We start from the raw sequence: 23,769 nt of genomic DNA on the forward strand, positions 1-23,769 counted from the left end.
CCGGCAGTTTCTGGGGTTTGCCGCCATGTGCCGCCTGGCTGCCTATATCGGTACTGAAATTCCGCTGGAAAATATCATCGCCCGGCCGCGCCACTCGCTGCTGGTGCAGAGCCAGGACGCCCAGGAGGCGAAGCTGCGCGTCAATGGCGATGGTTTCGGGATCGCCTGGTACGGCCACCTTCCGGAGCCGGGCCTGTTCAAGGACGTGTTGCCAGCATGGGCGGACACCAATCTGCCCAGCATCTGCCGGCTGGTGCGCTCGGGCCTGTTCCTGGCGCATGTGCGCGCCGCGACCACCGGTGCCTCGTCGCGCGAGAACTGCCATCCGTTCACCCATGGGCGCTGGGCGTTCATGCACAATGGCGGCATCGGCAATTTCGGACATTTGCGGCGGGACATGGAAGCGCTGATCGGCGACGACTATTACGCGCTGCGCCGGGGCACGACCGATTCCGAACTCTTCTTCCTGATGATGCTGTCCAACGGTCTGGACGTGGATGCGCCGGCGGCGCTGCGCAAGACGCTGGACCAGCTGCTTGCCATTGCCGAGCGGCGTGGCACGGCCGGCCAGCCGATCCGCCTGACCTGCGCCTTCAGCGACGGGACGCGGATTTTTGCGTTCCGGTTTGCCGACGACCGTCAGGCGCCCACGCTCTATCTGTCGGACTGCCTCGATCATGGCGGGCGTGCCTTCGCGTCCGAGCCGCTGGAGGGGCCGTGCGCACGCTGGCGGGCGGTCGAGCAGGACATGCTCTACGAACTGACGCCGGGCAGGCTCGATATGCACGCCATCGCAGCCGCATCGTCGCCCGTGTCCGCTTCTCTACGGTCGCTGTCCGCCTGAAATCGACGAGATCGTCGGCGCGCCGGACATCCCTTCCGGACAGTTCCAATGGAAAACCCCGCGCGGTTCCGAGCGGGGTTTTTCAGTCGAAAAGGCCTGGCGGAAGAAAGAGCAGGATCAGGCAGGGCTCGGCAGGGAGCCGCGACCGTTGCCGAAAGCGGCGGAGATCGAAGCGATCCGTGCACTCGCCGGGATCGGCCGAATGGTGAAGAGCCGCGGGATGCGGTTGTGGCCGGCATCGCTGGCGAGAGCCATCAGGGATTCGATCTGCTCGCCGACCCGGCGGTGGGTCTCGGTCTCGATGCGGATGCGCCGCCAGACGTGCCGCTGGACGACGAGATCGAGGCAGGCCTTGATGTCTGCGATCAGGAATTCGAGATCCAGCGTCGGCAGGCCGAGATAGGCGCGCAGCTCGTCGAACACCGTCTTCAGCACGGCGGCATAGGCGAATTCCTCGGAGGCCGGGCGCAGCTCGTTGATGTCGAGGCACTGGATCTGCGCTTCTTCGCGGGCGGTCTCGATGAAGGCGGCGATCTGGCCGCTGGAGAGCGTCGCCGTGCCGTCCTCGAGCGCCAGCTGCTTCATCAGGAGCGATGCCTCGAAAATGTCGAGGATCCGCCGCGACAGCAGGTGCACCAGCTCTCGCAAGGCGCGCTCCTGGGCCGGATTGCACTCCACGAAGTTCATCTCGATGATGTCGAAGATCCCCGCCTCGAACGTCTCGCTCATGTTGCGGAAGCAGGCGTGGTGATGGAGCAACTTGTTGACTGCCGGCAGCGCATCCACCTCCACCGGGCAATCCGACATGCAGATATCGTTGATGTCGGTGAAGCGCGGTGCGTTGGTGCGGTTCTGGCTATTCTGGCTCTTGAACACGGCAATCTCCTTTGCCAGCCCCTACAGGGGCGGCGCGATCTCTCGTCTTGTCTTTTGGGTGTCCGGCCGGAGATGGCCGTCTTGGTTAAACGATTCCGAATCGCGATCTGAGTCGCAATTGGGAAACGCCCCGCAAGGGCAAGGTTATTTTCATGAAGGAGCGCTGTTTGGTGTGGACAAGCGCGAATCGGGCACACAGGCGCAACAAGCGCCGGGCTGTGACAGCAATCACGGCAAGTTGAGCGGGTTTCGAGGCAGGATCTGCGGCAAATAACGAGGGGTTTACGGCTTTGCGCTACCTTTTGCCTAAGCCGCATCCGTGAGACTGCGAAGGTTGTTCGAATGATCGAGATTCCCCGCGAGACCTTTCCCGGCGTCGGCCGGTTCTCGTCCACCCTTGCCGCATTGTTGATCGCCGCCGGAACGATGGCGATGGCGGGCGGCACCGCGATCGCCCGCGATGCGGCTCCGATGACCCCGATTGCAGGCGCGGGTGCAGCGGCGCAGGCCGACGCTACCGACATGCCCTTGCAGATCCTCGTTTCGCTGGACGACCAGAAGCTGGAGGTCTACCGCGGCACGCAGCTGATCGAGACCACCCGCATCTCGTCGGGCAAGCGCGGGCACGGCACGCCGACCGGCGTCTTCAGCATCCTGGAGAAACGCCGCCGTCACTTCTCGAACCTCTACAACAACGCACCCATGCCCTATATGCAACGCCTGACCTGGTCGGGCATCGCCCTGCATGAAGGCGTGGTGCCGAACTATCCGGCCTCCCATGGCTGCATCCGGATGCCGCGTGGCTTTGCCCAGCAGCTCTTCTCGATGACGGATCGCGGCGCCCATGTGGTCGTGACGCGAAAGCGGGCCGAACCGCGCGCCGTCACCCATGCGGCGCTGCCCGCCCTGCGCCTGGCAGAGACGGAAGTCGCCAGCCTGGCTGCCGAACTGCGGCCGGGCCTGCCCGGCGCCGTCACGGACGGCGAGGCCGGCACCGTCGGTTCGATCGGCCCGACCGAGCCGGCGCTGCAGCTGCCGAGCGAGCCGCTGCGCATTCTCGTGACGCCGACCTCCGCGCGGGAGCGTGTGCGCGACATGCAGCGGGTTCTCGACCGTCTCGGCTATGATCCGGGGCCGGCCGACGGCGTGATGGGGCGCAAGACCCGCGCGGCGATCCGCCTGTTCCAGGAGGGGGCCGAACTGCCGATCACCGGCGAGCCGACCGACCTTGTGCTGCGCGCGCTCTACGCCGATGCGGGCGAGATGGGGCCGGCAACCGGCCGGCTCTACGTGCGGCGCAAGTTCAAGGAGGTCTATTCGGCCAATGTGGTGCTGAAGGACCCGGACCAGCCGCTCGGCACCCATCTGTTCACTGCCATTGCCGGCGTTGCGCCCGGCGCCGAACCGCGCTGGATGACCGTTGTCGCGGACGAGGCGGAAAACCGCTCGCCGGAAAGCGTGCTCGACCGCATCGAGTGGACCGACGAGGCCCGCGCCTTCGTGGAGGGGAACCTCGCCCTCGGTTCCTCGCTGATGGTCACCGACCGTCCGTTCAGCCTGCATTCGGGGCTCGGCACCGACTTCGTGGTGATGACGCGCCAGTAAAGCGCTGAGGGCCTGAAATGAGAAAAGGCGGCGGAGGTCATCCTCCGCCGCCTTTTCGTTTCGTCCTGGGTCTCGCCCCGCGAGCGTCAGTCGCCCGCGACGAAATAGTGCAGCGTCCCGTCCGGGCCGATGCCGACGCGATAGAAGGTCCAGGCGCCGGTTGCCTCCATGTCGGCAAGATCGCCGGACGTGACGACGCGGTACATCTCCACCTTCTGCTCGTTGGTCAGCCGGGCGAGGGGGATGCGGGAGAAATACGGCCAGATGTACATTTCCTGCGCCGTGCCCTGATCGACATGGACATAGCCCGTCTCCAGCAGCTCGGTCAGGATGGCCATCACCTCCAGGCCCTCTCCGTCGCCCGAACTCGACTTGATGAACTCGATCGGGTCGCCCGTCTCGCCGAAGGAGAGGGTGGGCATCATCTCGTTGCCCTCCAGCACCATGCGGAAGCGGTCGAGATCCCCGGCATGCGCGGCCTCGAGCAGCTGGGACCGCATGCGGGCGACCGCCTTGGGCAGGTCGGCGTCGCCGTATTTCACTTCCGGAAGATGGAGAGGCTGCGCGCCATAGGCGCCCGAGGCGGCGGTGCCCGGCTCCGGAGCAGCGGCGGGAACCTCGAGCGCATCGGAGGGGATGCGGGTGCCGTCTGCAGGCTCTTCGGTGGGCGTCACCTGGATCCGTTCCGTCTTCACGGTCGCAGCCTGCGCGATGGCGGAACTGTTGAGCGCCACGGTGAGCAGGAGGGCGGCGAGAGCCGGGCCAAGGTGCATGTCGGTCGTTCCTGTTGTCGGGGGCGGGTCTCGCGGGTGACCCTATACCAAGCGCGGGCGAGGGGGAATCACGCCTTGGCGAGCACGGCAACGCTGTAGGCCGCATGCGTGTTGCGCCTCGACGGTTGAGCTTGCCGACGGCGTTGGTTAGGGATTGTTCGCAAGGCAGGCTGCGGGATCGAGCCGCGGGCAAGGGATCTGGCAGTTTTGCAGGAACCGTTATTCTTTTTCATCGGGCTGGGCATCGGTATCGCCACCAGTGCGCCGGTCGGCCCAGTCAATATCGCTGTTATCCAGCGCGCGTTCCGCTCAGGGCTGTTGCCGGGCTTGTGTGCCGGATTCGGCGCGATGCTCGCCGACGGGCTCTATGCCACCTTCGCGGCCTTCGGCGTGACCGTGGTGTCGGACTTCGTCGAGCAGCACAGCCGGATCATCCAGTCGGTCGGCGGCGTGCTGGTGATTCTCTTCGGCCTTCGCATCCTGATGTCTCGGCCGCATTTCGAGGCCGGCGACGACGCACCGCAAGGACTTATGTCCGGCCTGGTCGGCGGGTTCGCGATGACCGCCACCAATCCGGGTGTGGTGCTCGGGTTTCTGGCGATCTTCGGCAGTCTCGGCGAATGGGCACCGGATCCGGGCAACTATATCGGCGCCGCCACCTTGGTGCTCGGCGTTCTGACAGGCGCGCTGGTCTGGTGGGTCCTGTTGGCGTCGCTCGTTTCGCATTTGCGCGAAAGAATGAACGACACCTGGCTCTTGTGGATCAATCGCGTTGCCGGGGGAGCCCTATGCGTCTTCGGCCTGGCGATCTTCGTCCATCTCTACCTTTTGTGAGGGCGCGCCGGGAGCTGCCCTCAGCCGTCAGTGCATGGGCTTGAACAGCGTGTAGTCGCCTCGGCGAACGCGCTCGGGCAGGCCTTCGGCAAGCTGTGCGACGGCTTCCTCGCCATAGGTGGTTACCAGGTCGACGAAGGCGGTGAACAGCGCCGCATGGGCGACAGCTGCAGAATCCAGACCGTCGGCGACGGCCTCCGCAAACGCATGATCGATGTAGCCGAGGGCCATCCGCCGGATGTCCTGATCGGTGACCGGGCCTTCATCGAACTCGGTTTCGGTGTTTTCGCTGTCGTGCATTGTGGCTGCCTGATTTCGTGTCGACGCGTCCGGTCGATGCGTCGTGCAGCCCTCACTGTGCGTGAGTCGTGGCAGGATCGTAAAGAAAAGCTTAAAACCTTCGCTAAATTCCGAAGAATATGGTTAACGCCGCTTCAGGATTTCAACGGTTGTAGCGGGTGGTGACGTTACGGATCAGCGCGCCGCCTTCCTCGATATAGCGGGCAAGTGCAGCTTCTGCTGCTGGCGTGCATTTGACGTAGACCGAGGAGAACCCTCGATAACCCTGGTTGAAACGTTCGATGAAGCGGCGGCGGCGTTCATCGTCCTGCACCTCGGCATCCAGCAGGGACTCCATCTCGTCGCGCCAGACGCTGCCGTCGGGCGAGCCGCAGAGCGGGCGGAGGTAATGGAGCGCGCCCAGGATCTCCGACAGCCGCATCAGCTCGGCCTCGTAGGGCGGATCCTCCGGTCGCGCAGGCTCCTGTGCTGCGGCCGGCTGAGCGGCCGCAATCGGCAGCTGGACGGCGAGCAGAAGCGCGAGCGGCAACATGCGGAGGGGATGCCGAAGCGGGCGGAACTGTCGTTTCATGGCCGGCAAGATGCGCTGTCTGATGTTGTTCCGCAAGGGGAGCAGAGCCGGCCTTGGCGTTGCGCAATCATGATGCGGGGTCATCGCCGATAAGGCGCAGCAGGCGGGCGGCGGTGCCCGGCGTCATGGTGAGCCCGGCGAATGAGCCGGGCGCGAAAAAGGCCGCGTCGGCCGCGTCGTCGCCCGGCTGCAGTGTGCCTTGTGGATAGCTTGCCCGGAACACCGCGATCACGAAGTGCCGCCCCGGGGCATGGTCCTCTGGCACCAGCTCGACGAGTTCCGCCGGGGCCGGCTCGATCTGCGCCGACAGGCCGGTTTCCTCGAAGAGTTCGCGCGCGGCGCCGTCGCGCAGCCGCTCTCCGAATTCCACCGATCCCCCCGGCAGGCTCCAGTATCCGGCAAAGGGCTCCTTGCCGCGCTTCACCAGCAGGACCTTGTCTTCGTGCCGAAGGAAAACACTGACGCCGAGACGGGGATGGTTCGAATCGCTCATGGCCGCAGCATGCCACGGCGCATCGTTCCGGCAAGGCCGATAAGCGGCGGGTTCGCCTACGCGAACAGCGCGTCGATGGAGGCTTGGGAGTCGGTCTCCGCGACGCTCGCGGGATCGAGATGACCGTGGATGATGGCGCTGGCGGTGGCGATCAGCGGCTTGATCTCTTCCACCGTCTGCAGGGCGACGATCGGCGCGACGGCGGTAATGTCGCCGGTCTCGCGCAGGCGCCCCTGCTTTTCGCAAACGGCGGTGTCGAGCGTTGCCACGACGTCCTTCAGGGCCTTGCGCACGGCTGGCGGGGCGGCCTGGAAGGCCTCGACGGCAAGATGCTTCTCGGCGAAGTTCGACGCCTCGAAATGCTGTTCGTAGCTGAGCGGCTGCCAGTCCAGAACGTCTTCCGCGCAATCCGGCATGTCTGGGAGCATTTCGAGCAGCATGACCACCTCATTGAAATGATTGAGGTAGTCGGTCGCCAGCCCGGTGCGGGGATTGATATTCGCCGCAGCCAGCCTGTCGGCCGAAAGATGCCCTTCTCCCAATGTCGGTAGCGCGACGGTCATTTGACGTCCTTTGACGATCCATTCCTCGCAGTCTTAATTGTGTCGGGTTTCAATTTGCCTAATTACGCGAGTACGATAACAAGCAATGCCGTGCGCCGGTGGGCGTGCGGGCCTGGAAGGACGGGAATTCATGTGCGGACGGTTCGCCCTGAAGGCTTCCGCTGAAGAGCTGCGAAACGTCTTCGAATATCTGGGGGCCGCGCCCGGCGCCGAGGGGATGCCGCCGCGCTTCAACATCGCGCCGACCCAGCCTATCGCCACCATCCGTCACGCTCATGGGGCGCGGCGCTTTGCGCTGGTCCGCTGGGGACTCGTCCCGGGATGGGTGAAAGATCCCTCCGCGTTTTCGCTGCTGATCAATGCAAGAGCCGAGACGGTGGCCGAAAAGCCGTCCTTCAGGGGCGCGATCCGCCATCGGCGCTGCCTCGTTCCCGCCAGCGGCTATTACGAATGGCATCGTCCCGACGACGGCTCCAGGCAGCCCTGGTACATCAGGCCGCGAGACGGCAAGTTGGTCGCGCTCGCCGGACTGTGGGAGGAATGGTGCGATCCCGACGGCGGGGAGATCGAGACGGGCGCACTGCTCACCGTTCCGGCCAATGCAGCACTCGCTCCGATCCATCACCGCATGCCGGCGGTGATCGCGCCGGAGGATTTCGATACCTGGCTCGATGTCGGCGGCACGTCGGTCAAGGAGGCGCTCGCGCTGCTGCGGCCTGCCCCGGAGAGCTTTTTCGAGGCTGTGCCCGTATCCCAGCGGGTCAACTCCGCACGGGACGACGACGAGGCGCTGACCGAGCAGGTCGCACTGGCTGAGGCGCCGGCCGAATCGGCCTCTCCTAAGCGCACGGCCGGGGCCGGCACGCGGCAGGCCAAGCCGGCCGGACGCACATCCGGCCAGCTCGATCTGTTCTGAGGCTTAGAGAACCCGACCCGGATTGAGGGTGTTGTTGGGGTCGAAGGCAGCCTTGATGCGCCGCATCAGGTCCATCTCCACCGGGCTTTTGACTTCGCCGAGGAGATCGCGCTTCAGCCGGCCGATGCCGTGTTCGGCCGAAATCGATCCGCCGAACTTCAGCACGATGCCATGAACGAGCTCGTTCATCTCGTCCCAGCGTGCGAGGAAGGCTGCCTTGTCGGCGCCCACCGGCTGGCTGACGTTGAAGTGGATGTTGCCGTCGCCCATGTGGCCGAAAGGCACGGGCCGGCAGTCCGGCACCATGGCCTCGACGGCGGCGATCGCCTCCGAGAGGAAGGCGGGAACGCTGGCGACCGGCACGGAGACGTCATGCTTGATCGAGCCGCCTTCCTCGCGCTGCACCTCGGACATGCCGTGCCGCAAGTGCCAGAAGGCAGCCGCCTGCGCGACCGATTCGGCAAGGGCCGCGTCCTCGACCAGGCCGGCCTCGTAGGCCTCGCCCAGGATGGTCTCCATCAAGGTGCGCGTCGGATTTTCCCCCTCCTCGCCTTCCGTTCCGGAGGACAGCTCCATGAGGACATACCAGGGGCAGGGCCCCTGCAGCGGATCGCGGGCCCCGGCAAGATGGCGGACCGAGAATTCCAGGCCGACGCGAGGCATCAGCTCGAATCCGGTCAGCATGGCGCCGGCGCGTGCACGGGCGCGGGTGAACAGCTCCAGGGCGTCTCCCGGTGACGCCAGCCCGATGAAAGCGACATCCTGTGCCCGCGGGCGTGGATAAAGCTTCAGGACGGCCGCCGTGATGATGCCCAGAGTGCCCTCCGAACCGATAAATAATTGTTTCAGATCGTAACCGGTATTGTCCTTGCGAAGACCTCTGAGGCCTTCCACAACACGCCCGTCGGGCAGCACGACTTCCAGTCCGAGAACGAGATCGCGGGTGTTGCCGTAGGCCAGCACGGCGGTGCCGCCGGCATTGGTGGCGATGTTGCCGCCGATCTGGCACGACCCCTGAGAGCCGAGCGTCAGGGGGAAGAGGCGCTCCACCTCGTCAGCTGCATCATGGATCGCCTGCAGGGTGCAGCCGGCCTCCACGGTCATCGTGTAGCCCTGCGCGTCGACCTCTCGAATGCGATTGAGGCGGCCCAGGCTGAGCACGATTTCCCTAGCGGAATCATTGGGAATTTGCCCGCCGACGAGGCCCGTATTGCCGCCCTGCGGCACGATCTTGAGACCTGTCCGGTCGGCATAGGCGAGGATCGCGGACACTTCCTCGCGCGTACCCGGACGCAGCACGAGAGGGGTCTCGCCCTGGTACAGATCGCGCCACTCGCGCAGGTAGGGGGCCATGTCGGCAGGATCGGTCAGCGCGTTGCGCGCTCCGACGATATCGACGAGTGGGGAGAGAAGGCTTGATTCGGGCATGGGCTGGACCGGCATGGTGGAAACGGGGAGTGCGGAAATTCCGGCGGTCACGCATATCACATTTTGCGGGGCAGTCGACGCGGGACAGGCAGCGGCCAGTGGCTTGAAGCGGTTGGGGGGCTGTGCCATAGGAACCGTCCCGGACTGCCGGTTGCGGTGCGGGGGCGGTTGGCGTTCGGCCTGTATGGCGACCGCTGAATGTATGGACTTGCTGGAGACGTGAGCATGGCGATGACGCAGGGACTGATGGCTGGGAAGCGCGGCCTTATCATGGGTGTCGCGAACAATCGGTCCATCGCTTGGGGGATCGCCAAGGCGCTCGCCGACGCGGGAGCCGAAATTGCCCTGACCTATCAGGGCGATGCGCTGCGCAAGCGGGTCGAGCCGCTGGCCACGGAACTGGGCGCCCAGGTCGTCGGCCACTGCGACGTGCTGGACGAGACCACCATCGACGACGTCTTCGCACGCATCGAGCAGATGTGGGGAAAGATCGACTTTCTCGTCCATGCGGTGGCCTTCTCCGACAAGGACGAACTGACGGGCCGCTACGTCGACACCTCCGCGGACAACTTCCGCAACACGATGCAGATCTCCTGCTACTCCTTCACCTCGGTCGCGCAGCGTGCCGAGAAGCTGATGACCGACGGCGGCTCCATGCTGACCCTCACCTATTACGGTGCCGAGAAGGTCATGCCGCACTACAACGTCATGGGCGTTGCCAAGGCGGCGCTTGAAGCGAGCGTGCGCTACCTCGCTGTCGACCTGGGCAAGGCCGCCATCCGCGTCAACGCGATTTCCGCCGGCCCGATCAAGACGCTTGCCGCTTCGGGCATCGGCGACTTCCGCTACATTCTGAAGTGGAACGAGTACAATTCCCCGCTGCGTCGCACGGTCACCATCGAGGAAGTTGGCGATGCCGCCCTGTTCCTGCTGTCCGATCTTGGGCGCGGCGTGACCGGCGAAATCCAGCATGTGGATTGCGGCTACCATATTGTCGGCATGAAGTCGGTGGACGCTCCCGACATCTCGGTGGTCAAGGACTGACCTTTTCCGAACAAACGCAAGAGTGCCGCAATGCGGCGGGGCCTGCTGGGGGGCGGGCGGACGTTCGCCGTAGCGTCGCGTCTTCGGAGGTATGATGAGCAATGCCAATGCGGGTGCGTCCCGCTTCTTTCCCCCCTTCCTCGTCTTCATCCGCCACGGGCAGACGGACTGGAACGCCGAAGGCCGCATGCAGGGTCAGCGGGACATCCCGCTCAACGATACGGGGCGTGACCAGGCCAAGCGCAACGGCGCTGCGCTTCGGGACTACCTGAAGGAAAACGGCATCGCTCTCGACGATCTCTCCTATTTCGTCTCGCCCCTGTCGCGGGCGGTCGAGACGATGGAACTGGTCTGCGACGAACTCGGCCTGTCCCCCGACATCTGCCAACGCGACGAGCGGCTGCGGGAAATCACCTTCGGCGCGTGGGAAGGCTCGACCATTTCCGAGCTGGAAGGGCGCGCGCCGGAACTGACCGCTGCCAGAAAGGCCGACAAGTGGGGCTTCGTGCCGCCGGAGGGCGAGAGCTACCGCATGCTGGCGAGCCGCATCGATGCGTGGCTGGCAACGATCACGCGCCCCGCAGTCGTGGTCTCCCACGGCGGCGTGATGCGCGTGCTGCAGGGTCGCTTCCTGTCGGTGCCGCAGCCGGAGATTCCGGCACTCGACATTCCGCAGGATCGCTTCCTCGTCTGGAAAGATGGGGAACTGGAATGGGTCTGACCGACTGAGGCGGTCAGTCCAGGACCTGGACGTCGGTCAGCATCCGGTTGCTGGTCGCTTCGTCATAGAACACCAGCACACGCATGCCCGGCTTCAGGTCGTCGACAAAGAAGTCGACCGGAATCGAGTAGGTCTGTCCGTCGGACAGGATCATCACAGAAGCGTCCGGGCGGATCTCGACGATCGTCGCCTCAACCTCGCCCGCCAGGGCGGCTGCCGTTCCAGCGAGCGACAGCATGATGGCGGCGAGGGTCATCTGCAGCATGCGTTTCATCGTGTTCTCCGTGGAGCCGCCTGTTTGGCTCGGAGCAGGATCGAACAAAAACCGGGCTCCGGCGTCAAGTGGGGATCGGCAGAAGCGCGGATGCAAGTCGCTGGTCCTTCGGGGCTTTGGGCGGCGATGCACGCTCTGCCGAAAGGGCAGCGGCTGCGCCCGGACCTGAGCGGGACCGGCGAACGAAGCGGGTGGTAAGGGTCAAGCGTGGCCTTTCGATGGCGGGGCGCGTCTCCCGCGGCCTCCTTCTCGAAAGGGGGCAGGGCCGCCGGACGGCGGCCCCAGTCTGATCGGAGGCGGTGGCCTCAAGCCCCACGGATGAAGGCCAGAACGTCGGCGTTGAATTGCTCCGCCTGAAGCTGGGCAAGGCCGTGGCCACCGCCCGGATAGACCTTCAACGTGGCATCCCGGATGATCTTCGCGGCGCGGTGCGCGGTTGCCTTGATCGGCACGAGCTGGTCGTCGTCGCCATGGATGATGAGCGTCGGCCGGTCGATTGCCTTCAGATCGTCCGTGTAGTCGATTTCCGAGAACTCGCGGATGCAGTCGTACTGCCCTTTGATCCCGCCGGCCATGCCCTGCAGCCAGAAGCTGTCGCGCAGGCCCTGGTTGTTCGCGACACCCTCACGGTTGAACCCGTAGAAGGGCGTGGTGATGTCCTTGTAGAATTGCGAGCGGTCGAGTGAAGTCCCGCGCCGGATATCGTCGAACACCTCCATCGGCACGCCATCGGGATTGTCCGCCGTTTGCAGCATCAGCGGCGGGATGGCGCCGACCAGGACCAGCTTGGCGACCCTGTCATTGCCATGGCGCCCGATATAGTGGGCGACCTCGCCGCCGCCGGTGGAGTGGCCGATCAGGATCGCGTCCTTGAGGTCGAGATGCTCGATAAGCTCGGCAAGGTCGTCGGCGTAGCGGTCCATGTTGTTGCCGTCCCACGGCTGGGAGGAGCGGCCGTGACCGCGCCGGTCGTGGGCGATCACGCGGTACCCGTTCATGCCGAAGAACAACATCTGCGCGTCCCAGGCATCTCCCGACAGGGGCCAGCCGTGGGAGAAGACGATCGGCTGCCCCGTGCCCCAGTCCTTGTAGAAGATTTCGGCGCCGTCGCTGGTGGTGAAGGTGGTCATGGTCATGTCTCCGTGGTCTGCGCTTTGAGCTGCCAGGGTCAGGCCCAGGCTGGGAAGAAGGGTAAGGCCGATGCCGAGCGCGCCACCGCCGATGAGGGCTGTGCGACGCGACAGGTATAGGCGTGAGCTCGAGTTGGTCATGAGGTTGATCCATTTAGATCGTTAGCGATCAAATCGTTGACGATGTCGTATCTAGAAGCCGTGCCTCCGCATGTCAATCGCTTTCGATTAAATCGTGTACGATTTTTCTAATTGAAGCTATGGGCCGTTGCGATATGATCGTGCGCGACTTATATGGGCGGCAGACAGAAGAGGATCGAACATGGCACTCGACAAGACGACTGACGAGGAAGCGACCTGCGGCCTGCCGGAAGAGATGCTGTGCTTTTCCGTCTATGCGGCCTCGCACGCCTTCAATCACCTGTACCGAAAGGCGCTCGCCGATCTGGGGCTCACCTATCCGCAATATCTGGTGATGGTGCTGCTGTGGCAGGCCGACAACCGGATGGTGAAGGATATCGGCCGTCACATGGACCTTGAGTCCAATACGCTGACGCCGCTTCTCAAGCGGCTGGAAGTTTTGGGCTTCATCCGTCGCTCGCGCGATGCGGAGGACGAGCGTGTCGTGCGCGTCCAGTTGACGCCGAAGGGGCGAGAGCTGGAGCAGGCTGCGCGCTCGGTGCCCCAGTGCATCGCTGCGGCCGTCGATCTCGAGCCGGACGAGGCGAGGGAACTCTCCCGGCGTCTCAACGCGTTGCGGCTGCACTTGCTGGAGGCCTGACGGGCACCTGCCCGCCGGCTTCTTTCTTTCCTGGCTGTTTCAAGTCTGCCGGCGCTATCGCCAGCGCGCCGGTCACGCCGGCTTGCGCCTCTGACGTGGCTGGCGGACACTGTGTGCGGGGCGGAATGGTGGTGCAATGACCAACCTGGGTACGGAAAGCGGACTTTTCTACCAGTCCCTGCCGGTGTTCAGCGACTTTGCGAAGGTCAGCGACGCGGCGGCCTTCGTTCCGCTGCCGGAAGACTGGACGTTGCTGGCTTCCGACATCGTGCGCTCGCGCGATGCCATCGCTGCGGGTCGCTACAAGGATGTGAACATGGTGGCTGCGGCGGTGGTGACCGCCGTGCTGAACGTGGCCGGCCGCATGGATCTCCCCTTCGTGTTCGGCGGGGACGGCGCGCTGATTGCTGTGCCGCCGAGCCTGGTGGATGCCGCCAGCCGCGCTCTGGTCTCGGTTCGTGTGATGGCGCGGGAAACCAGTGCTCTGCGGCTTCGCGTCGCCGCCATCCCGGTCGCGGCGCTGCGCCGGGCCGGTGCGGATCTGCGTGTCGCCAAGTTCGAACTCAGCCGCGGCAACAACCTTGCGATGTTCTCCGGCGGCGGCATCGAGCTGGCGGAGACGATTCTCAAGGACGAGGAGCGGGTGGAACCCTATCGCCTTGTCGAGCCGGATCTGGTGGAGCCCGCGCCGCTCGACGGCCTGTCCTGCCGATGGGAGCCGCTGCCGGCACGGCGCGGCCGGATGGTGACGCTGCTGGTGCGGCCCACGAGCGGCCGAGTGGAGGAGCTGAGCGGGATTCTCGAGGATCTTCGCGGGATGCTCGGCATCGACCTTACCGGAGCGGATCCGGCCAGCGCGCCGGTGCGGCGCAGTTCCCTGCGGTTTCGCTTTCCGCCGGCCGGGCTGACGCTGGAAGCGCGGATGGTCGGCTGGAAGCGGGGGCGTTGGCGCGCCTATCTCGTCGGATTGGCGGCATGCGCCGCCTTCGTCGTCGGCGTTGCCACCGGGCGCCGGCTCGGCCCCTTCGAGCCCGAGCGCTATCTGCATCAGGTCGCGCTCAACACGGACTTTCGCAAATTTGACGACACGCTGCGCCTCGTGCTGGATCTCGACAGCCGCGAGCGGGAAGCGCTCACGGGATATCTGGCCCGTGAAGAGGCGAGCGGGCGACTGGCCTACGGCCTTCACGTTTCGGATGAAGCGCTGATGACGTGCCTTGTTTTCAGCCTGGAGGACAACCGACATATCCACTTCATCGACGGAGCGGATGGCGGCTATGCGCGGGCGGCGCAGGACTTCAAGCAGCGGCTTTCCGCGGTAAAGGAGCCCGGGGCCACCGCCTGAGCGCCTCTGCATTGCTTTTGCGGTTTCCCTTGGCGGCCCGGCGCTTTAGAAGACCAGTGCCAGTCCGCTTGTCGGTCATGTTTCGGGTCACGCAGATGTCGCACAACACCTTCGGTCACCTTTTTCGCGTCACCACCTGGGGCGAGAGCCACGGCCCGGCCCTCGGCTGCGTCGTCGACGGCTGCCCGCCGCGCATCGAACTGACCGAGGCGGAAATCCAGACCTTCCTCGACAAGCGCAAGCCGGGCCAGTCGAAATATACGACCCAGCGGCGCGAGGCCGATGCGGTGCGCATTCTCTCCGGCGTGATGAGCGACGATCACGGCGTGCAGCGCACCACCGGAACACCGATCTCGCTGATGATCGAGAACACGGACCAGCGCTCGAAGGACTATTCCGAGATCCGCGAGAGCTACCGTCCCGGCCATGCCGATTTCACCTATGACGCCAAGTACGGCATTCGCGACTATCGCGGCGGTGGGCGGTCCTCGGCCCGCGAGACGGCGGCCCGTGTTGCTGCCGGCGCCATTGCCCGGAAGGTTGTTCCGGGCCTGATCGTGCGCGGTGCGCTGGTCCAGATCGGCCCGCACAAGGTCGACCGCAACCGCTGGGACTGGAACGAGATCGGCAACAATCCCTTCTTCTGCCCCGATGCGACGACTGCCGCGCGCTGGTCCGAATACCTCGACCAGATCCGCAAGGATGGCTCCTCGGTCGGTGCTGTTGTCGAGGTGGTCGCCGAGGGCGTCCCGGCTGGCCTTGGCGCGCCGCTCTACGGCAAGTTGGACCAGGAGATCGCCGCTGCGCTGATGTCGATCAATGCGGTGAAGGGGGTCGAGATCGGCAATGGCTTCGAGGCTGCGGCTCTGACCGGCGAGGAGAATGCGGACGAGATGCGCATTGGCCCGGACGGCCGTCCCACCTTCCTGTCCAACAATGCCGGCGGTATTCTCGGCGGCATTTCCTCCGGAGAGCCGGTTATTGCCCGCTTTGCCGTCAAGCCGACCTCGTCGATCCTGACCCCGCGTCGCTCCGTCACCCGCTCCGGCGAGGATGTGGATGTGCGCACCAAGGGGCGGCACGATCCGTGCGTGGGCATCCGCGCCGTGCCTGTCGGCGAGGCGATGGTGGCTTGCGTGATCGCCGACCACTACCTGCGCCATCGCGGTCAGGTTGGTTGATTTCAGTATCACTGAAATCTGGATCATTTTTCATTGCGATTGAATTCTTGCCGCATTAGCATATCGGCATGCGTCTAGATGCCTGGCTCACTCTCAACAAGGAAACCCGGTCGGCCTTTGCCCGCCGTGCCGGCCTGTCGCCGGCGGCTGTGACCGCCCTGTGCAATGACCCGGGCGTTTGGGTTTCGCGTGAAAGCGCGGAAAGGATCGCCGCCGCCACCGGCGGTGCGGTCACTCCGAACGACCTGCTCGGCTTGAAAGGAACTACCAACGTGGACATGTCCCAGACACGTGTCGCGGAGGCGCTGCGCGCCTTCGAGCGTGGCGAAATGCTTGTGGTCACCGACGATGACGACCGGGAGAACGAAGGCGATCTGATCGTCGCGGCCTCGCTCATCACCCCGGAGCAGATGGCGTTCATGGTCCGCCACACCTCCGGCATCGTCTGTGCCCCGATGACCCGCGACACCGCGCGGCGCCTGCGGCTCGATCCGATGGTCGCCGACAATGACGCGCCGCTGTCGACGGCCTTCACCATCTCGGTCGACTACCGCCATGGCCTCACCACCGGCATCTCCGCCGAGGAGCGGTGCTCGACCGTGCGCGGCCTCGCCAACCCCAATGCCGGCGCAGCGGATTTTGCGCGCCCCGGGCATATTTTCCCGCTCGTTGCCCGCGAGGGCGGCGTCCTGATGCGTTCGGGTCATACCGAGGCGGCCGTCGATCTTTGCCGCCTCGCCGGGCTTCCGGAAGTCGGCGTGATCTCCGAACTGGTCAACGACGACGGCACGGTGAAGCGCGGACCGGAGGTGGCCGAGTTTGCCGCCCGCCACAATCTCAAGTCCGTTTCGGTGGCCGATCTCATCGCCTGGCGCCAGCGCATGGAGCGCCTGGTCGAGCGGGTTGCCGAACAGCCGATCGAGACCATTGCCGGGCCTGCCTATGCGGTCACCTATTCGACGCCCTACGATCCGATGCACCACGTTGCGGTGGTCTTCGGCGACATTCTCGATGGTCGCAACGTGCCGGTCCGCCTGCAGCTGGAATCGGTGCTCGACGATGTCTTCGGCGATGCACGGGTGATGGACGATGTGATGCGCGACTTTGCAGCGCGCGGTCGCGGCATCGTCGTGTACCTGCGCGAAGGCTCGGTCGGCGTTGCGCGTCAGGCCCGGCGCGCCCGCACGGATCTGGCAGCGGCAGAGACGGAAGAGCACCAGTCGGCCCAGGCGCGCGAGGAGCAGTGGCGGGAGGTCGGTCTCGGCGCACAGATCCTGAAGGATCTCGGCGTCAACTCGATCACCCTGCTTGCGTCCCGCCAGCGCCGCTATGTCGGTCTGGAAGGGTTCGGCATCGTCATCGAGTCGACCGAAATCCGCGAAGCCTGAGAGCGACTGCTGCCCTGCGGCGCATCCGCGCAGGAGCGGAAATTCATTCCGATGCACAAAAAAGGAGGCCGTGCCAAGGGCACGGCCTCAAGTCGATCACTGTGCACGTGGCCCCATCGACCACAACCTGTATTTAGTATCTTTTTGTGTCCCTTGCATCCCCTAAATGCACCGTATCGACTGGAATTTTCTCGCAATATTGGAATTTTCAACAGGGATTAATTTACCCCTGGTTGTAGTCTTGTGGCTCGAATAGTGATCTTTCCTCCGTCTGGTTGCCGCATTTTGCGGTCATTGCAGAGGGGGATGCGCCGCCCGGATTTGCGCCCTATGTGAACATGGTGGTATTCACCGGCATGGCCGCCACACGATCGGGAGCGCTTTGACCTCCCGTGTCTCGCGTCGAACCTCTGGGATCGCTTCCGTGTACAAACGCCCCGAAACGCCTCTGCTCGACACCGTCCTTTCGCCGAGCGACCTTCGCCAGCTGCCTGAGCGCGATCTGCGCCAGCTTGCAGACGAGTTGCGAGCGGAGGTGATCGACGCCGTATCCGTCACGGGTGGGCATCTCGGTGCGGGCCTTGGCGTGGTCGAGCTGACCACCGCGATCCACTATGTGTTCAACACGCCCGACGACCGGCTGATCTGGGACGTCGGCCATCAGTGCTATCCGCACAAGATCCTGACCGGCCGGCGCGACCGCATCCGCACCTTGCGTCAGGGCGGGGGACTGTCCGGCTTCACCAAGCGCTCGGAGAGCGAATACGACCCCTTCGGCGCGGCCCATTCCTCGACCTCGATTTCCGCCGGGCTCGGCATGGCTGTCGCGCGCGATCTCGAGGGGCGTGCGAACAACATCATCGCGGTGATCGGCGATGGAGCCATGTCCGCCGGCATGGCTTACGAGGCGATGAACAATGCGGGCGCCCAGCACTCGCGCCTGATCGTCATCCTCAACGACAATGATATGTCCATCGCTCCGCCGGTCGGTGCGATGAGCGCCTATCTGGCGCGTCTCGTCTCCGGGCGGACCTATCTCACCCTGCGCGACGCCGCAAAGCAGCTTGCCAAGGTCCTGCCGCGCCACCTGCAGCAGAAGGCGGCGCGTGCCGAGGAATACGCCCGCGGGTTCTGGACCGGCGGGACGATGTTCGAGGAGCTCGGCTTCTACTATGTCGGCCCGGTCGACGGCCATAATCTCGACCATCTGCTGCCCGTGTTGAAGAATGTGCGCGACACCCATCAGGGCCCGGTGCTGATCCACGTCGTCACCCGCAAGGGCAAGGGCTACGCGCCGGCGGAGAACTCGGCTGACAAGTATCACGGCGTTGCCAAGTTCGACGTCATCACCGGCGAGCAGTCGAAGCCCAAGGCCAATGCTCCGAGCTACACCCGCGTCTTTGCCGAAAGCCTGGTCGAGGAAGCGCGGCACGACGAGCGCATCGTCGCCGTTACCGCGGCCATGCCCGACGGTACGGGGCTGGACCTCTTCGGCGAAGCCTTCCCTGAGCGGACCTTCGATGTGGGCATTGCTGAGCAGCATGCCGTTACCTTTGCCGCCGGCATGGCGACGGAGGGCTACAAGCCGTTCTGCGCGATCTACTCGACCTTCCTGCAGCGCGGCTATGACCAGGTGGTGCACGATGTTGCCATCCAGGGCTTGCCGGTTCGCTTTCCCATCGACCGCGCCGGGCTCGTCGGCGCCGATGGTCCGACGCATGCGGGCAGTTTCGACACGGCCTATCTGGCGTGCCTGCCCGGTTTCGTGGTGATGGCGGCCGGCGACGAGGCGGAACTGCGCAACATGGTTGCAACGGCCGCTGCCTATGACGAGGGCCCGATCTCCTTCCGCTACCCGCGTGGCGAGGGCGTCGGCATCGACCTGCCGCAGCGCGGACAAGTGCTCGAGATCGGCAAGGGGCGCGTGATCCGCGAGGGAACCAAGGTTGCTCTCCTGTCGTTCGGCAGCCGTCTGCGCGAATGCCTGCTGGCGGCGGATGAGCTGGACGCGGCCGGCCTGTCGACCACCGTCGCCGATGCGCGTTTTGCCAAGCCGCTCGACGAGGATCTGGTGATGCGGCTCGCCCGCGAGCACGAGGTCCTGGTGCTGGTCGAGGAAGGCTCGGTCGGCGGTTTCGGGTCCCACGTGCTGCAGCTTTTGGCCGAGCGCGGGGCGCTGGATGCGGGCCTCAAGGTCCGCCCGCTCTGCCTGCCCGACCGCTTCATCGAGCATGATCGGCCGGAGCGTATGTATGCGGAGGCCGGGCTCGATGCGCGCGGCATTCTGCAGAGCGTTTTCGCTGCCCTTGGGCGCGATGCGGGGGCCGCCGCGCGGCTGGCCTGAAACCGGCAGGCCAGCGCGATATTGCGACCCATACCGGGAGCGGGCAGCGCCATGCGCTGACCGCGCATTGACACTGCCGCGCGAATATTGAAACGGTCCACTCGACATGCTGCGAGCGATCAAGCGCGCTTGCCATCTGTCCGTGAAGTGGCGGCAAGCTGCAAGCTGTGCGTTGCCTGAACCTTCGAAAACGCCATTGACGGGCCGCGAGCGCCGGCCCGCACAGTCAGGAAAGAGCGCGACATGGCGCAGGCGCTTGCCCCGGTTTCGGCCCTTCTCATCGCGATTGCGCTGCTCGTCACCGGCCATGGCCTGCAGAGCACGCTGATACCGCTCGCCGGTTCCCAGGCCGGTTTTTCCGACCTGCAGGTCGGTCTGGTTTCCTCCAGCTACTTCTTCGGTCTCGTGCTGGGCTGCCTCGGCGCGCCTTACGTGATCATGCGTGCCGGTCATATCCGTGCATTCGCCGCGCTCGTCTCGCTGATGTCGGCGGCGGCGATCCTGCACCCGATCATGGTGGACCCGCTGTCCTGGAGCGCGATCCGCATCATTTCCGGCTTCTGTCTGGCCGGCTTCTACATGATCGTCGAAAGCTGGCTGAACGAGCAGGCGTCCAACGAGAACCGCGGTACGATCATGTCGATCTACATCGTGCTGGTCTATGCGGCGATGACCACGGGTCAGCTGTCGCTGACCGTGATGGACATCACCACCTTCGTACCCTTCGCCATCGCCTCGGTCGCCGTCAGCCTGGCGGTCATTCCGGTCTCGCTGACGACCGCGAACCAGCCGGCCCCGATCACCGTGGTCCGGTTCCGCCCGGTGAAGCTCTACCGCAACTCGCCGACGGCTCTCGTCGCGGTTCTGCTGATCGGCGTCACCCAGGGTGCGCTGTGGATGCTGGCGCCGCTCTACGCGATCCAGATCGGGCTGACGACCAGCCAGGCGGCCTATTTCGCGGCGGCCTTCGTCGGCGCCGGCGCGATCACGCAGTGGCCCATCGGCCGCCTGTCCGACCGGCTCGATCGCCGGCTTGTGCTCCTTGGCCTTGCCGTATCGGCTGTGGTCGTCTGCATCATCTTCATGACCGTGCCGATCCAGGGCGTCACGATGGCGATCCTGCTGGCGCTGCTGGCGGGCGTCGCCACCCAGCCGGCCTACGCGATCGCAGCCTCGCACGCCTTCGACCATGCCGACCGAAACGATTATGTCGAGACATCCTCGGGCATGAACCTCGCCTTCGGCATCGGTTCCTCGTTCGGCCCGCTCACGGCCTCCTACCTGATGCAGTCGGTCGGTCCCTGGGGGCTTTTCCTGCAGGTGGCGGTAATCCAGGGCCTGATGGGGCTTTACATTCTCTCGCGCCTGTTCCAGCGCGCAGCCCCGTCCGTCGAGGACAAGACGGACTTCGACTACGCCGCTTCGGCGCAGGTCGGTACGGTGCTCAGCCCCGAGCCGCTGGATCTGGAGGACCCCTCGGTCATTCCCCCGGAAGAGTTCCCGGCCTACGACTACATCAACGAGGAGACCTCCGAGGAGACGTCCGCCCCGGTCAGCGAAGAATTCTGGACAAGCGCGCCAGACGAAGACGCAGCTGCGGACGAAACCCGGCCGGAAGGCACAACGCCGGAGCCTGCGGGCGACGCCGGCGAGACCGCACCGCCTCGGGGCTGAACATGGCCGTGTCGCTTGCAGGACCTGCGGCATCTCATCGCTCGACCTGCAGCGTGGCTTGGGGCATTGTCGCGCCATGATCCGAAGCCTGACCATGCTGGGCGTTTTGCGCCGCGAGGCCCTGCCATTCGTGCTGGCCTGCGCGCTTGCCCTCATGCTGCAGCTGGCGGCCATGCCGCTGACGCTTGCAAACGCGGGCGACCAGAGTGCCGGGCCTTTGTCGGTGCTTTGCCTCGGCAACGCGGATCAATCTGCAGGCGGAGCACAGCCCGCCTCTACCCCGTCTCATCACGTTCCGGGCTTCTGTCCCTGCGGCCCGGTCTGTGCCCATTCCGGCGTGTTGTCCTTTGCGGCAACGGCCGTCGTCGCTGAACCCGCGCTTCCTGCGCCGTCCCCTGGGCTCAAGCCGCTGCTTCCGCGCAGTGAGGCGTCGCTTTCCGCTCGCCCGCAGCAATCAAGCGCAATCCGCGCTCCACCTCCCGCAAGGACCTGATCCGGCGGCGCGACGGTTGCGCCCGCCGGCAATCTTTTCCGTCCTTGCGCCATGTCCATGTCGCTGCAGGACGGAGCTGCTACACGTCCATCGGGAGACGATGACATGACCAGATTTGCAAAGCTTGCCCTTGCCGCTCTGATTGCGGTTGCCACACTGCCCGCCTTCAATCTGCCCGCGTTCGCGGCCGACGTCACAGCCGGTAACCTGACTCTCTCGGGAGCCTGGACACGCGCTACGCCGCCGCGCGCCCGCGCCGGTGGCGGGTTCCTCACCATCGCCAATTCCGGCGAGGCGGACCGCCTCGTTTCCGTCTCTTCGCCGGTCTCCACGCGAACCGAGATCCACGAGATGGCCGTGCAGGACGGCGTCATGAAAATGCGCGAGATGGCGGACGGCGTCGAAGTGCCGGCCGGTGGAACGCTCGAGCTGAAGCCGGGCGGCTATCACGTGATGTTCCTGGAGCTCACCGGTCCTCTCAAGGAAGGCGAGAACGTGCCCGTCACCCTGACCTTCGAGAAGGCAGGCACGGTCGAGGTATCGCTGACGGTCGAGAAGATGGGCGCCAAGGGCATGTCCGGCCATGGAATGGGACACGGAATGCCCGGTCACGGCCAGCCCGGCGCGAAGGAGTAAGCCAGAATGTCCGCACTGAAAATCCTCCGCTACGTCGCCTGGGGGGCGGTGATCGTCCTGCTCGGCGCCATGGGCTTCGTCGGCTACAAGCAGTATGTCGCGCCGGAAGGCGAGGGGCTCATCGCGCCTCTCGCCAGCATCGGTGGCCCGTTCACGATGATCGACGCCTCTACCGGCAAGACGGTCACCGATGCGGATTTCCGGGGCAAGCCGTCGGCCTATTTCTTCGGCTTCACCTTCTGCCCGGATGTCTGCCCGACCACCCTGGCCGAAACGCAGATGTGGATCGAGCAGCTCGGCCCGGATGCCGACAAGATGAACTTCGCCTTCGTCTCGGTCGATCCGGAGCGCGACACGCCGGAGGTCATGCGCGACTATGTGGCCGCTTTCGACAAGCGCATCCGGCCGCTGACCGGGACGCCGGAACAGACCGAGGAGATGGTCAAGGCGTATCGCATCTATGCCCGCAAGGTGCCGCTGGATGACGGGGACTACACGATGGACCATTCCGCGGCAGTTTTCCTGATGGACCAGGACAACCGGTTCGTTGGCACCATCGCGTATGACGAGGACCCGAAAAATGCCATGGTGAAACTGCGTCGCCTGATCGATAATGCTTCGTGACACGTGATGTGAACCGGACCTTCGACATGCGCTCGGACTTGCTCCTTCCTGCTGGACTGTTCTTCGCGGCGGCCTTCGTCGCGACGGGCACCCTGTGGTGGATGTATGGCGAGCGCATCTATGTCGACCGGCTGCTCACCGGCATCGCCAACTGCTTCTGACCGATGGCGGGGCGTGAGCGGCTGGACCAGCTTCTGGTGACGCGCGGGCTTGTCGAAAGCCGAGCCCGCGCCCGCGATGCGATCTTGCGCGGGCATGTACGGGTCGATGGCATGGCCGTCGACAAGCCGGGCCAGAAGGTGGCCGTGGGCGTCCGGCTGGACGTCGATGATCCCGCCGGCGGCTATGTCTCGCGCGCCGCACTGAAGCTGAAGACCGGGCTCGAGCACTTTTCCCTTGATGTCGCCGGCCGGATTGCCCTTGATCTTGGGGCATCGACCGGCGGTTTCACGCAGGTCCTGCTGGAGGCCGGCGCTTCGAAGGTCCATGCCATCGATGTCGGGCATGGGCAGATGCACCCGACGATCGCGAACGATCCGCGCGTGGTCAGGCGTGATGGGATCAATGCCCGCGCCTTGACGCGCGATGATCTGGATGGCGAGTATCCGGCCACCGTCGTCTCCGACATGAGCTTCATTTCCCTGCGCCTTGCGCTGCCGCCCGCACTGGACCTTGCGGCGCCGGGCGCGTGCGGCCTCTTCCTCGTGAAGCCGCAATTCGAGGCCGGTCGCGAGGCGGTGGGCAAGGGTGGTCTCGTGGACCCGCAGGTCGGCGAGGAGGTCGCCCGCGATCTCGCACGCTGGCTCGCCGGACTGGGCGGCTGGTCCGTGCTCGGTCTCGAACCGTCGCCGATCACCGGCGGCGACGGCAACCGCGAGTGGCTTCTGGCAGCGATCAGGGACGGCTGAGCGCGCTCCTTTCGCGTGCCCGT

The 23,769-nt window shown here is 65.3% G+C and carries 25 protein-coding genes; 16 read left to right on the top strand and 9 right to left on the bottom strand.

All coding sequences use genetic code 11. The annotated features are described in order from the left end of the window. Positions 1 to 25 precede the first annotated feature (25 nt). Positions 26 to 844 carry a class II glutamine amidotransferase gene (locus tag H7H34_RS04520; RefSeq protein WP_185924387.1) on the top strand — a complete coding sequence of 273 codons (819 nt, stop codon included), beginning with the start codon at positions 26 to 28 and terminating at the stop codon, positions 842 to 844. 117 nt (positions 845 to 961) lie between these two features. On the opposite strand, the gene H7H34_RS04525 is transcribed toward H7H34_RS04520, so the two are convergent. Next, positions 962 to 1,720, bottom strand: a complete 759-nt coding sequence (locus H7H34_RS04525) for a hypothetical protein (RefSeq protein WP_185924388.1) — start codon at positions 1,718 to 1,720, stop codon at positions 962 to 964. Positions 1,721 to 2,062: 342 nt separating this feature from the next. Here H7H34_RS04525 and H7H34_RS04530 point away from each other — a divergent pair, with 342 nt between their 5' ends. Continuing rightward, entirely contained in the window at positions 2,063 to 3,325 is a 1,263-nt protein-coding gene (locus H7H34_RS04530; protein ID WP_185924389.1) for a L,D-transpeptidase family protein, read from the top strand. A gap of 86 nt (positions 3,326 to 3,411) precedes the next feature. Here the strand turns inward: H7H34_RS04530 and H7H34_RS04535 are convergent, their stop codons facing one another. After that, positions 3,412 to 4,098: a hypothetical protein gene (locus tag H7H34_RS04535; protein WP_208996691.1), complete on the bottom strand. Its 687-nt coding sequence runs from the start codon at positions 4,096 to 4,098 to the stop codon at positions 3,412 to 3,414. A 207-nt stretch (positions 4,099 to 4,305) separates the two neighbouring features. On the opposite strand from H7H34_RS04535, the gene H7H34_RS04540 reads away from it, so the two are divergent. Beyond that, a complete protein-coding gene (locus tag H7H34_RS04540) occupies positions 4,306 to 4,932 on the top strand; it encodes a LysE family translocator (RefSeq protein ID WP_185924390.1) in 627 nt (208 codons plus the stop codon). Positions 4,933 to 4,959: 27 nt separating this feature from the next. Here H7H34_RS04540 and H7H34_RS04545 read toward each other — a convergent pair whose 3' ends face one another. From H7H34_RS04545 to H7H34_RS04560, 4 genes are all read right to left on the bottom strand, one after another. Next, positions 4,960 to 5,232, bottom strand: a complete 273-nt coding sequence (locus tag H7H34_RS04545) for a hypothetical protein (RefSeq protein ID WP_120268737.1) — start codon at positions 5,230 to 5,232, stop codon at positions 4,960 to 4,962. A 142-nt stretch (positions 5,233 to 5,374) separates the two neighbouring features. Next, the gene (locus H7H34_RS04550; protein ID WP_120268738.1) at positions 5,375 to 5,803 is read right to left on the bottom strand and encodes a TIGR02301 family protein; all 429 of its coding nucleotides are present in this window, start codon (positions 5,801 to 5,803) and stop codon (positions 5,375 to 5,377) included. Positions 5,804 to 5,870: 67 nt separating this feature from the next. Then, positions 5,871 to 6,296, bottom strand: coding sequence for an NUDIX hydrolase (locus tag H7H34_RS04555; protein ID WP_185924391.1), 426 nt, complete (start codon positions 6,294 to 6,296; stop codon positions 5,871 to 5,873). A gap of 56 nt (positions 6,297 to 6,352) precedes the next feature. Continuing rightward, positions 6,353 to 6,859, bottom strand: coding sequence for a hypothetical protein (locus H7H34_RS04560; RefSeq protein WP_185924392.1), 507 nt, complete (start codon positions 6,857 to 6,859; stop codon positions 6,353 to 6,355). A gap of 130 nt (positions 6,860 to 6,989) precedes the next feature. On the opposite strand from H7H34_RS04560, the gene H7H34_RS04565 reads away from it, so the two are divergent. After that, complete coding sequence (locus tag H7H34_RS04565) at positions 6,990 to 7,775, top strand: SOS response-associated peptidase (RefSeq protein WP_185924393.1); 786 nt, start codon at positions 6,990 to 6,992, stop codon at positions 7,773 to 7,775. 3 nt (positions 7,776 to 7,778) lie between these two features. Here the strand turns inward: H7H34_RS04565 and H7H34_RS04570 are convergent, their stop codons facing one another. Then, positions 7,779 to 9,203, bottom strand: coding sequence for an FAD-binding oxidoreductase (locus H7H34_RS04570; RefSeq protein ID WP_120269244.1), 1,425 nt, complete (start codon positions 9,201 to 9,203; stop codon positions 7,779 to 7,781). A 225-nt stretch (positions 9,204 to 9,428) separates the two neighbouring features. On the opposite strand from H7H34_RS04570, the gene fabI reads away from it, so the two are divergent. Together fabI and H7H34_RS04580 are read left to right on the top strand one after the other, a co-directional pair. After that, on the top strand, positions 9,429 to 10,247 hold the full coding sequence (gene fabI / locus H7H34_RS04575; protein WP_120268742.1) for an enoyl-ACP reductase FabI: 819 nt from the start codon (positions 9,429 to 9,431) through the stop codon (positions 10,245 to 10,247). Between the two features lie 94 nt (positions 10,248 to 10,341). Further along, positions 10,342 to 10,968, top strand: coding sequence for a histidine phosphatase family protein (locus H7H34_RS04580; protein WP_120269245.1), 627 nt, complete (start codon positions 10,342 to 10,344; stop codon positions 10,966 to 10,968). A gap of 13 nt (positions 10,969 to 10,981) precedes the next feature. On the opposite strand, the gene H7H34_RS04585 is transcribed toward H7H34_RS04580, so the two are convergent. Both H7H34_RS04585 and H7H34_RS04590 read right to left on the bottom strand, forming a co-directional pair. Continuing rightward, positions 10,982 to 11,242 carry a DUF1344 domain-containing protein gene (locus H7H34_RS04585; RefSeq protein WP_209006154.1) on the bottom strand — a complete coding sequence of 87 codons (261 nt, stop codon included), beginning with the start codon at positions 11,240 to 11,242 and terminating at the stop codon, positions 10,982 to 10,984. 305 nt (positions 11,243 to 11,547) lie between these two features. Continuing rightward, positions 11,548 to 12,372 carry an alpha/beta fold hydrolase gene (locus tag H7H34_RS04590; RefSeq protein ID WP_185926440.1) on the bottom strand — a complete coding sequence of 275 codons (825 nt, stop codon included), beginning with the start codon at positions 12,370 to 12,372 and terminating at the stop codon, positions 11,548 to 11,550. 322 nt (positions 12,373 to 12,694) lie between these two features. Between H7H34_RS04590 and H7H34_RS04595 the strand changes: the two genes are divergently transcribed. From H7H34_RS04595 to H7H34_RS04640, 10 genes are all read left to right on the top strand, one after another. After that, a complete protein-coding gene (locus tag H7H34_RS04595) occupies positions 12,695 to 13,153 on the top strand; it encodes a MarR family winged helix-turn-helix transcriptional regulator (protein WP_185924394.1) in 459 nt (152 codons plus the stop codon). Between the two features lie 136 nt (positions 13,154 to 13,289). Continuing rightward, complete coding sequence (locus tag H7H34_RS04600; protein ID WP_185924395.1) at positions 13,290 to 14,498, top strand: DUF3095 domain-containing protein; 1,209 nt, start codon at positions 13,290 to 13,292, stop codon at positions 14,496 to 14,498. A gap of 95 nt (positions 14,499 to 14,593) precedes the next feature. Further along, complete coding sequence (gene aroC / locus H7H34_RS04605; RefSeq protein WP_185924396.1) at positions 14,594 to 15,679, top strand: chorismate synthase; 1,086 nt, start codon at positions 14,594 to 14,596, stop codon at positions 15,677 to 15,679. Between the two features lie 68 nt (positions 15,680 to 15,747). Then, positions 15,748 to 17,067: a 3,4-dihydroxy-2-butanone-4-phosphate synthase gene (ribB, locus tag H7H34_RS04610; protein ID WP_185924397.1), complete on the top strand. Its 1,320-nt coding sequence runs from the start codon at positions 15,748 to 15,750 to the stop codon at positions 17,065 to 17,067. Between the two features lie 424 nt (positions 17,068 to 17,491). Then, the gene (dxs, locus tag H7H34_RS04615; protein ID WP_185924398.1) at positions 17,492 to 19,411 is read left to right on the top strand and encodes a 1-deoxy-D-xylulose-5-phosphate synthase; all 1,920 of its coding nucleotides are present in this window, start codon (positions 17,492 to 17,494) and stop codon (positions 19,409 to 19,411) included. Positions 19,412 to 19,654: 243 nt separating this feature from the next. Further along, positions 19,655 to 21,085 carry an MFS transporter gene (locus H7H34_RS04620; RefSeq protein ID WP_185924399.1) on the top strand — a complete coding sequence of 477 codons (1,431 nt, stop codon included), beginning with the start codon at positions 19,655 to 19,657 and terminating at the stop codon, positions 21,083 to 21,085. Positions 21,086 to 21,683: 598 nt separating this feature from the next. Further along, on the top strand, positions 21,684 to 22,214 hold the full coding sequence (locus H7H34_RS04625; protein ID WP_185924400.1) for a copper chaperone PCu(A)C: 531 nt from the start codon (positions 21,684 to 21,686) through the stop codon (positions 22,212 to 22,214). 6 nt (positions 22,215 to 22,220) lie between these two features. Beyond that, positions 22,221 to 22,838 carry an SCO family protein gene (locus H7H34_RS04630; protein ID WP_120268751.1) on the top strand — a complete coding sequence of 206 codons (618 nt, stop codon included), beginning with the start codon at positions 22,221 to 22,223 and terminating at the stop codon, positions 22,836 to 22,838. After that, positions 22,835 to 22,999 carry a hypothetical protein gene (locus tag H7H34_RS04635; protein ID WP_158592674.1) on the top strand — a complete coding sequence of 55 codons (165 nt, stop codon included), beginning with the start codon at positions 22,835 to 22,837 and terminating at the stop codon, positions 22,997 to 22,999. Before H7H34_RS04630 ends, H7H34_RS04635 begins: the two co-directional genes overlap by 4 nt. A gap of 3 nt (positions 23,000 to 23,002) precedes the next feature. After that, a complete protein-coding gene (locus H7H34_RS04640) occupies positions 23,003 to 23,746 on the top strand; it encodes a TlyA family RNA methyltransferase (protein ID WP_185924401.1) in 744 nt (247 codons plus the stop codon). The last annotated feature ends 23 nt before the right edge of the window (positions 23,747 to 23,769 follow it).

Origin of the sequence: Stappia sp. 28M-7, assembly GCF_014252955.1 — a bacterium.
Taxonomy (GTDB): Bacteria; Pseudomonadota; Alphaproteobacteria; order Rhizobiales; family Stappiaceae; genus Stappia.